Source organism: Novosphingobium sp. PY1, assembly GCF_017312445.1.
Lineage (GTDB): Bacteria > Pseudomonadota > Alphaproteobacteria > Sphingomonadales > Sphingomonadaceae > Novosphingobium.
On record NZ_BLTI01000019.1, the window covers coordinates 21,409 to 30,333 of the forward strand.

General features: G+C 62.2%; 7 protein-coding genes. 1 reads left to right on the forward strand and 6 read right to left on the reverse strand.

All coding sequences use genetic code 11. The features are described 5' to 3' along the window. Position 1: 1 nt before the first annotated feature. Positions 2-1,219, reverse strand: coding sequence for a type II and III secretion system protein family protein (locus J3474_RS21845; protein WP_207095619.1), 1,218 nt, complete (start codon positions 1,217-1,219; stop codon positions 2-4). Then, positions 1,216-2,136 (reverse strand): Flp pilus assembly protein CpaB, encoded by a 921-nt coding sequence (gene cpaB / locus J3474_RS21850; RefSeq protein WP_207095620.1) that lies wholly within the window; start codon positions 2,134-2,136, stop codon positions 1,216-1,218. The genes J3474_RS21845 and cpaB overlap by 4 nt, the downstream gene beginning before the upstream one ends. Before the next feature lie 618 nt (positions 2,137-2,754). Here cpaB and J3474_RS21855 point away from each other — a divergent pair. Next, positions 2,755-4,083 (forward strand): hypothetical protein, encoded by a 1,329-nt coding sequence (locus J3474_RS21855; RefSeq protein WP_207095621.1) that lies wholly within the window; start codon positions 2,755-2,757, stop codon positions 4,081-4,083. Here J3474_RS21855 and J3474_RS21860 read toward each other — a convergent pair. From J3474_RS21860 to J3474_RS21875, 4 genes are all read right to left on the reverse strand, one after another. After that, positions 4,054-5,184 carry a sensor histidine kinase gene (locus J3474_RS21860; RefSeq protein WP_242528563.1) on the reverse strand — a complete coding sequence of 377 codons (1,131 nt, stop codon included), beginning with the start codon at positions 5,182-5,184 and terminating at the stop codon, positions 4,054-4,056. The genes J3474_RS21855 and J3474_RS21860 overlap by 30 nt on opposite strands. Before the next feature lie 188 nt (positions 5,185-5,372). Continuing rightward, positions 5,373-5,768 carry a response regulator gene (locus tag J3474_RS21865; protein WP_013836652.1) on the reverse strand — a complete coding sequence of 132 codons (396 nt, stop codon included), beginning with the start codon at positions 5,766-5,768 and terminating at the stop codon, positions 5,373-5,375. A gap of 167 nt (positions 5,769-5,935) precedes the next feature. Beyond that, on the reverse strand, positions 5,936-7,264 hold the full coding sequence (locus J3474_RS21870; RefSeq protein WP_242528564.1) for an EAL domain-containing protein: 1,329 nt from the start codon (positions 7,262-7,264) through the stop codon (positions 5,936-5,938). Positions 7,265-7,440: 176 nt separating this feature from the next. Continuing rightward, the coding region (locus J3474_RS21875; protein WP_242528565.1) for a hypothetical protein at positions 7,441-8,925 on the reverse strand (1,485 nt) is incomplete at its 5' end.

Sequence of the window (8,925 nt, forward strand, 5' to 3'; positions counted from 1 at the left end):
ATCAGCGTCTCACCACTCCGAATTCGGCTATCGCCTGTTCAACACCGTCGTTGCCGAGGATCATCTTGCCCATCGAAGGATCGACCTGACCGGAAGCGCCGGGCAGGGAAGGGACATCCTGTGGGCTCACCGGATCGACGAGCCTGGGGGTGGCGACGATGATCAGTTCCTGGCGTTCCTTCTGGCTTTCCTGGCGCTTGAAGAAAGCGCCGAGGACGGGGATGTCGCCGAGGAAAGGCACCTTGTCCTTCGAGACCGAGCTGCTGCTGTAATTCAGGCCGGCAATAACGAAGCTCTGGCCGCTGCCGAGTTCCACCGTGGTTTCAGCCGAACGCCGCCGTATGCCGGGAACCACGTAGCCCTGGAGCTGAACGCCGTTGTTGTAATCCAGTTCGCTCACCTCGGGCGCAAGCTTGAGGATGATGTGCTCTTTGGAAAGGACGTAGGGCGTCACTGAAAGGCGAACGCCAAATTCCTTGTACTGGATCGAGATAGTGTTGCCGTTCCCGCTCGTAGTCTGGGGAACGGGGACCGGAAATTCGCCGCCCGCCAGGAAGCTGGCTTCTTCGCCGGAGCGGGCCATCAGGGTCGGTTGGGCGAGAAGTTGGGAGAGGCCGTTCGACGAAAGCGCGCTCAGCACCGAACTGATGCCGCGCTTGGGCGATGCGAGGAAGAGGTTGAAGGCATTCTGGATCGGCGCGGAGGCATCGATGGAGAGACCCGATGAGCCCAGGCTTGCGCTGTTGAGACTGCTTGGCGTGATAAGCGCACCCTGCAGTCCTCCCGAAAGTTTGGAGAAGCTGAAGCCGAGCGCCCGAAGCGTTGAGGTGGAAACTGCCGCGAATTGTACGTCGACCGCCACGACTTTCTCACCGGCCACGAGCGTCCTGGCCGTCCCGTCGCTGGAAGTGAAGCGGGCCGTGGAAGGATTGCGGACCTCTATCGTCGTGCGGCCCATGAGCTTGCCTTCGCCCGAGAAGACCGAAACTGTCGCGTCACCTTGCGCAAGGCCGGTCACCCGCAAGGTGCGATCCGTCGGTGCGGCGATCGCGACGATGTTTTCCTTGTCCACTTCCACCCGGCCTATCGAACGCGGGAAGGACAATGTCCGGTCGGCGTTGATCGCGACCACTTCGGGGCTTTGCGCCCATGCCACGGTTGGTGCGGCGATGAGCGGCAGGCTAGCGCCCAGCAGGCTAGATGCGATCAGGGTTTTCAACGCGATCCGCTCCCGGAATAGATGACTTCCTTGTTCCCGCCGACGACCAGCTCGATGGCGTGCGGCCGGGGTTTGGCCACGGCGCGCGGGCGCGGAGCCGGGGCGGGTGCCGCCAGGTTCCGGACTACAGGTGCGCGCGCCGGTTGTGTGCTGGGAGCCGATGATACCGCTCGCGCCAGTTCGATCTGGGCTTCATCATCGGGATTGCGCAGCGACAGGGTAAGAGAGCCGGTGCTCCTGGCCAGGGTAAGCGCCGAGACCTGTTCGGGGCTCAGTGCAAGCGTGACGTTGCGTGCAGGCGGTGGCGGCGAGGAGACTTGTGCCTCGACGCCCGAAGGCTGCCTCGTGCCCACGATCGTTTCCCCTACCGCGAGGACCTGGACCATCTGCAACAGGGTTTCGGCTTCGCTGCGACCGCTGCCTCGTGCGCCGCTGATGGCATCGGATCCGGGATAGACAACCTGAACATCGACACGGTCCCCCGGGCGGACGAGGCCGGCGACGGCAATCTCCGCAGTCGTTTCGATGCTGACCGCGCGCATGCCGCGGGGAACGCGGATTGCAAGCTTGGTTTCCTGGCCGAGAGCAGCGCGGGGTATCAGGGTATTGGCGCGGATGTCGCGCGTGGCCACCTTTCCGACGACTTCGCTGGGAACGGCGACGTTGGGATGGTCGGCAGGATCCGCGGTTGCGCTGCGAAACATGCTGGCATCGATGGTCTCGCCTGTCAGAATGTTCCGCGTCGATGCAGCCAGGACAAGCTTGGGCTCTATGCGGCTTTGCAGTGCTGTTTGCGCCATTGTCGCGGTAACTGGTGTTGCCGCATCCCCCAGTTGTCGGAAACCCAGAAAGGCGAAAGTCCCGGCAGTCATCAGCCCTATGCCGATCGTCAGCTTCGCTTTCGTGCCCAGGCGCATGCCATTTTCCCCAGAACCTTGCGCTTACGCAATTTGATCCTGCCCCCGGTTACCCAACGTTTTGCGTATTGAAGCCGTGCAAAGGGGGGCGTTGCGTATTCATGATAGCGCGTCGTATCTGCGAGCGGGCATGGAGAAAAACCCGAAGCGACTTCTTTGGGACAGGTTTGACGTATTATCGCGAAAGCAGCGGATAAGGCGCTCTGTGTTGCCTTGTACCATAAATCGCACACAATCTCGCCGTGCCGGGTTTCGATGTTTAATAACTAAACAGCATATTAACGTTCGATCCGGTTCTTTCATGCTAACCTTACTCCGCGATGCGGCGTAAAAAACTTGCGACATCCGCGCGGTTTGGACAATTCGAATTGCGCAACGATCTGGATTAAGCCAATTTATGCGAAGGAGCGTTCGCTTTTGGCTGCAGTTCGTTGGCGACCATTTCTCCGAGAATGGTAATAACGATTGCATGGCGGTCAGGTATCGGGAATCGACTTCTGCGGGGCCAGGGCTGATGCCCAAGTCGTGCAAGAGAAAATCAGGCAAAGGCGGGGCACTGCCCCGGAATGGAAAGTGTGTCGCACCCCATGCAATTTATCGTAGCAAGAGGATCTGGCCATGAGCAGGTCGCACAGCACTATGCTCGAGACTGATTCCGGTCATGGCGACTGGCCCCGCAAGGTGCTCCACGCAGTGCCGGCGGGGCAGGATACCGCTACTGCGGCCACGGCGACCGAAGAGCCGTTGGAGAATGATCCGCTCTTGAGCAAGGCAATGCGAAGCATTTCTGCCGATCGCTCTTCGCAGTTGCTTGTCGCAGGCCTTGCTATCTGCGCTCTGGTCTTGGGCCTGACTACGCTTGCTGCGCCAGCCTCGGCAATACCGGGCGCGGGTATTGCAGGAGCCATCAGCCTGCTACGTGGAAGGGGGGTTGCGCTCATCGGAGCAGGGGCGATGTTGATTGCTTTGCCTTTGCTCTCCTCGTGGGAAGCCGGGCCGGGTTTCTGGGTCTTGTTTCTGTTCATGCTGTGCGCCGGACTGTTACCGGCGCGCTTCGCTCCCGTTCTGCTCCGGATCCCCGGAAGAGTTTGGATCTTCGCTGCGACCGTGTGCACCGTCTGCTTTTCGTTGAATTTACTCCTGCCAGGCATTGCGGGCGTGACAGCGATGCTGGTCGGCGCGTTTTGCGCGGCATTCATCGGAGCAGGCCTGGCGCGTCACCTGGCGATGCTCGATGCACGTGTACTGGCTTGGGGTGAGGACGGCCTCATGGTGGTCACGCGTGACCTTTTGTTGGGCCGCATTACAAGCGGGATGCTGCATGACCTCTCGCAGCCGCTCAATGTAATTTCGATGGCCAATGGCAACCTGAGCTATATCGTCGAACATCTCGATATTGCCGATCCCGAGCGGACCCAATTGCTTGAGCGTATTCGCCGCATATCCGATCATACCGAAGGCACTGCCGCCATTCTCAACCTGTTCCGGTGGTTCGGGCGTGAGGGAAATCCCGCGCAGGGACAGCTAAACGTGCGCAGCGCTTTGGAACGGGCCGTCGCCGGAACGAAATCCAACGTCTACCATCACGATGTACAGGTCACGCTGAGGGGCAATGCGCTGGATCACTTGGTCCCGGGGCAGCACCACGCGTTGGAAATCATGGCGGTGGCAGCCCTGCTCAGCGCATTTGGGGCATTCGGGAAGGCGGGGGGAGAGCGCAAGTCCGGCGCGGTCGTCCTGAGCGCGGAAATGAGCCCTGCACACGTCATCATCCGGGTGCAGTGTGTCGACGAGGCTGGAATGTCCTTGGCGAAGAAATCGCTGGACCACGCCACATTGTGGCTTGTCGAGCAAATTGCCTTCGAGATTAACGGCGATTTCAGATGCCTGGGGAGGGGCCGGGATACGACTCAGTATCTAATCCGGCTCGCTCGCGACGATATCTGACCCGGCGATGAGGGGGAGTCGGATCTCAATTCTGGCGCCGCCGACCTCGCGCGGTGACAGCTCTATCTTGCCCCCAGCCTTGGCGACGAATTGCTCACAGATGTAGAGGCCAAGACCCGTACCGCTTTCCTTGCGAGTTGTGTAAAAGCGTTCGAAGCAACGGCTTGCCTCTCTGCGGAGCAGGCCCGCTCCATTGTCGGCAACTTCGCAAAGTACCTGATCGTCACGGATCTTGGCGCTGATTGCAATCTCTCCTTCGCCTTCCCAACCGGCCTGGCGCCGCTTGCGAATGCTGTCGGCCGCATTTCGCAATACATTGACGAAGAGTTGCTCCACTTCGAGCTGTTCGAGGGCTACCATTGCCGTTTCGTGGGGGATATCGAGCCGCACGTGAATGCTGTCGGATTCAAAGAACGAGTCGAGGAATTCAACGGTGTTTGCAAGCGTCAGGGGCAGGTCGGTGAATTGCGACTCTGCACCGTTTGTCGAGACGTAGGAGAGTGTCCGCTGGACAATGTTCTGGGCTCGGGCAACCTGGTCGGCGATCCTCGCGACAGACTTTTGCATTCGCGATTTCAAGGCGCCGGGAGTGTCCAGCATGAGCCGCAAGTTTTCGTTGGCCATGGCGATCGTGAACAGCGGCTGGCGTATCTCGTGAACGATGGCTGATGTTCGCTCACCAAGGTCGGCAAGCCTGCTCTTCGCAGAGACCGCTTCGATCAGGTGGCGTGGTTCCCTGATGTTCGCCAGAAGGCCCGAAGCCCAGCGCGCGTTCCCGGTATTCTTGCGCAATACGAGTATGAAGCTTGCCAGCCCTTGAGTTGCGAGACGTAATTCGACTGAGACATGATCGCTTGCCGAATGGGCCTTCAATAACTCGCAGTCGTCCGGATGGATCTGCAGGTGGCTGGATCGATGGGCGGTCTGGGCGGACGCATTAAGAAATGAAAGCCGTGCACTTTCGGGATGAAAACTGACGTCACGGATAGGCATGAGGCCGATGCTGGCTTGCAAGTCATTGAAAATTTGCTTGAGTTCGTCGCGTTCTGCGCGAAGGGCTTCGATCTCGAAGTGCTGATTCCGATTGTTGTCGCAGTTCACGATCACATCCCCTCTTCGGGGTAGAACGCGTGCACATTGCCTTCACGATAATCGTGAACTTCCAGCCAGTTCATTCCTCTGCCCTCATTTTCGTCCATTGATGTCGCCATTTCTCAAGCGAACTTCAGGTGATTGAGCGATGGATGGAGGTATAGGCGGCTATGAGCACTTGTGAACATAAACGGCTGCTAGCCAATTGTTCGCATGGCATCCAGCTTTTCTCTGAGGAGTTCGATAAGCGCACGCGGTTCGACCGGTTTCGTCAGGATGGAATGCTTGGGCAGATGCGAGGCTTGATTGAGGCGCATGGGGTCACCCGAGATGAAGATGTACGCGAAATTGCGGGCCTTGAGTCGCGGATGCGTACGAATTCTGTCGCAGATGTCGAAACCGGATTCCTTTCCCAGCCGAACGTCGCAGGCGATAACGCGGATCTGCGGCGCGTTCTCGAGCGCGCCGATGGCTCCGTCCAAAGAATGCGCGCCCGTGGCTGAAATTTCTCGCAAGGATAGGAGAGTGAGCAATTCCTCCACGATCTCTGCCACGTCGTCTATCACGAGTACCGTCGGTGTTGTCCGTTCCATCGACCCCAGGAAATCCTGCTCCGCTGCTTGCTCCGAAATGGGATTCAAGCTTGCCCTGAAAAGCACCACAGGTCAGGCCTTGGAACGCCCATGCGACAAAGATTTAATCTTGAAGCTGGGGTCGACATTGCCAGTGCATGCATTCTCGAACCACCTCCATAGCCCATTCAAGTTGGGGAAAGACGGCCGAAGCTCTGGGGAATGCGCGAGTTTGCAGATCCTCTCCCAGTATCTGCGTTAGCGCGTGGTTTTTGAGGTTTTGCGAGCCATGCGCGTCTTGTGCTTGCGCGGCCCTGCAGGGGCCCTGCGATCCATTGGACGTTTTCTTCCCTTGCGAGTTTCATGTGCCAGGGCGTTTCGACGCCATCGATGACGAGGGTGTTGGAGAGGGTTCGGGCGAGGCCGATGAGGTGGCTGATGCGGTTTCGGTTTCGTTCGCACTGGTAGGCGGTGTGCAGGAAGATGCTGTCGAGCTTGACGATGTCGGGCTGGATCATGAGCAGTTGGCGGGTAGAGGCGAAGCCCGATCCGAAGCCGGCGATGCAGATGCGGGCGCCCAGCGCGCGCATCTGGCCGACCAGGGCCTGGACTTCGGCGAGGCCGGTCATTGGCGCTGTCTCGTGGATTTCCAGGACGAGGCGCGCGGCAAGGCCCTTGTCGGCGCGCAGGCGGGCGAGCAGTTCGGTCCATGCCGCATCGCGTCCATGCAGGTGGGGAGACAGGCTCTGGGCCGATATGGCGAAGGAGATGCTGGCGAGCGGGTCAGCCTCGAGTTCGTCGAGCACGCGCGATGCGGCATGCTTGTCGGCGAGATAGGCCAGCCCCAGTCTTTCGAGCGCGGCATAGGCCAGGGTGCATTCGAGCTGCTCGCCCTGTTCGCCGGGCAGGCGCAGGAGCGCTTCGTAGTGCAGGACGCGGTCGGGTTCCTGCGGCTTGAAGATCGGACGCCAGACGAAGAAGGCTTCCTCGCGCCCGATCCGCTCGAGCAGGGCTGCGGCCTGGACCATGTCTTCGCGGTAGAGGCGGATCTGGGTCTGGGAGGGCAGGAGCGGGCCGTCGCTGGGCATGGTGGCATCGGCAAGACGCAGGCGGGCCTGAGCCTTGCAGGCCTCATGCTCTGCCGCATCGGCTTCGATGCCTGCGTCCAGGGATACGAAGGCGCAGCCGGCGGTGACCGAGAGCAGGACGAGCCGGCCGTCGTGGCGCAGCGGATCCATGGCGATGCCGGCGCACAGCTCGTCGATCAGGGTGCGCATGACTTCGGGGCCGATGCGGGTCCGCTTGCAGGCGACCATGATTTCGTTCTCGCCGCTCCGGTCGAGTTCGACCGGGCCGAGGTAGCCGTGCAGGCCGACGAGATAGCGCTGCAGGCTGGCAGCGAAGTGATCCATGGCGGCGGTGACCATGCCTTGTCCGTAAGCCGCGGTGATGGGCTGCGCATTGTTGAGGCGGAAGGCCATATGGCAGGTGCGGGGGGCGATGGTCGGTTGGCTCATGGTGCGATATCCTGCGGCATGAATGGGTCCTCCAGGTGGAGGAGGCAGCCTCGGGTTGGAGATTGGGGCTGCCTCCTCCGCCCCTTCTCCCCCTGGAGGAGCAAGAGAAGGGGGCTGTTGCGCATCCGGCCATGGGGTCGCCGGCTACGCGGGGGGTGACCAAGGGGTTCAGGTGGTCAGTTGCTGCCTCCGAGCAGACCGCCGAGCAGTCCGGTGACAGGGGCGATCGGCGAACTCGTACCGGTATCGGGAGCGCCGTCGGTTCCGCCGGTCAGGCCGCCGGTCAGCGAGCCGACAATGCCGGTAACCGGGGCGAGCAGCCCGCCGCTTTCGCCACTGCCGGAGAGGCCGCCCAGGGCGGAGTCGACCACGCCGGTGACGGGGGCGAGGACACCGCCGTCCGCGCTGCCGCCGGTGAGGGTATCGACAATGCCGGTAACCGGGGCGAGCAGCCCGCCGCTTTCGCCACTGCCGGAGAGGCCGCCCAGGGCGGAGTCGACCACGCCGGTGACGGGGGCGAGGACACCGCCGTCCGCGCTGCCGCCGGTGAGGGTATCGACGATGCCGGTGACCGGGGCGAGCAGCCCGCCGCTCTCGCCGCTGCCGGAGAGGCCGCCCAGGGTCGAGTCGACCACGCCGGTGACAGGCGCCAGCAGGCCACCTTGCTCCCCGCCGTTCAGCAATCCGCCGGTGACTGGCTCGAGCAGGCCGCCGGCGGTATCGCCGACCACGCCGCCCAGAGTCGAATTGACGGTATCGAGCACGGGTGCAGTCAGTCCGTCGACGATGCCGGTGACCGGAGCGAGGACCGGTGCGGCGGTGCCGCTCACCTGGTCGACGAGGCTGCCGACCTGTTCGCCGAGCAGGGCTCCGGTGAGGTTGCCGACCGGGGCGAGGCCGTCGGTGATGCCTTCTGCCGTGGTGGGCAGGCTCACGTCGAGCACGGTATCGCCGGAGAGGACCTCTGCGGTGACCAGTTGGCCCTCGGCCAGGCTGGTTCCGTCGGAGAGCAGGTTGACCCCCGCCAAGGTGTCGGAAGTCGTCGGACCGGTGACGAGATTGTTGCCCAGGTCGAGGCCGAGCAGCGGGCCGTCATACGTGCGCGCCGGCTCGTTGCCGCCGAGCGGCAGGCCATCGGTGAGGCCGCCGAGCAGTCCATCGGTGACACCGGTGACCGGCTCGAGCAGTCCGCCATCGCCAAGCAGGGGCGAGGTCAGGCCATTGACGGTATCGAGCAGGGGCGATGCGACCTGGTCGACCGTGGAGGTGAGGCTAGCCACGGTGGGCGAGAGGGCGTCGGTGGTATCGTTGACCAGGTTGCCCACCTGTTCGCCGAGCAGGGCGCCGGCGAGGTTGCCAACCGGAGCCAGGGTATCCTGAACGCCTTCCGCGCTCGTGGGCAGCACGACCTGAACCACTGTGCCGTCCCCGGCCAGTACGTCCACCGCCAGCGTATCCTGCGCATCCGTCGCAGTCGAAGGAAGCAGGTTTACGTCCGCAAGCGTATCCGTCCCGGACGGGCCCACGACTGTCGTGTCATCGACAGTGGCGCCGATCAGCGTGCCCGTGAAGCCCGTGGGTCCGGAAGGACCGCTGGGGTCCGTCGGGCCGGATGGATCGGTGGGTCCGGTAGGACCGCTGGGGTCCGTCGGGCCGGATGG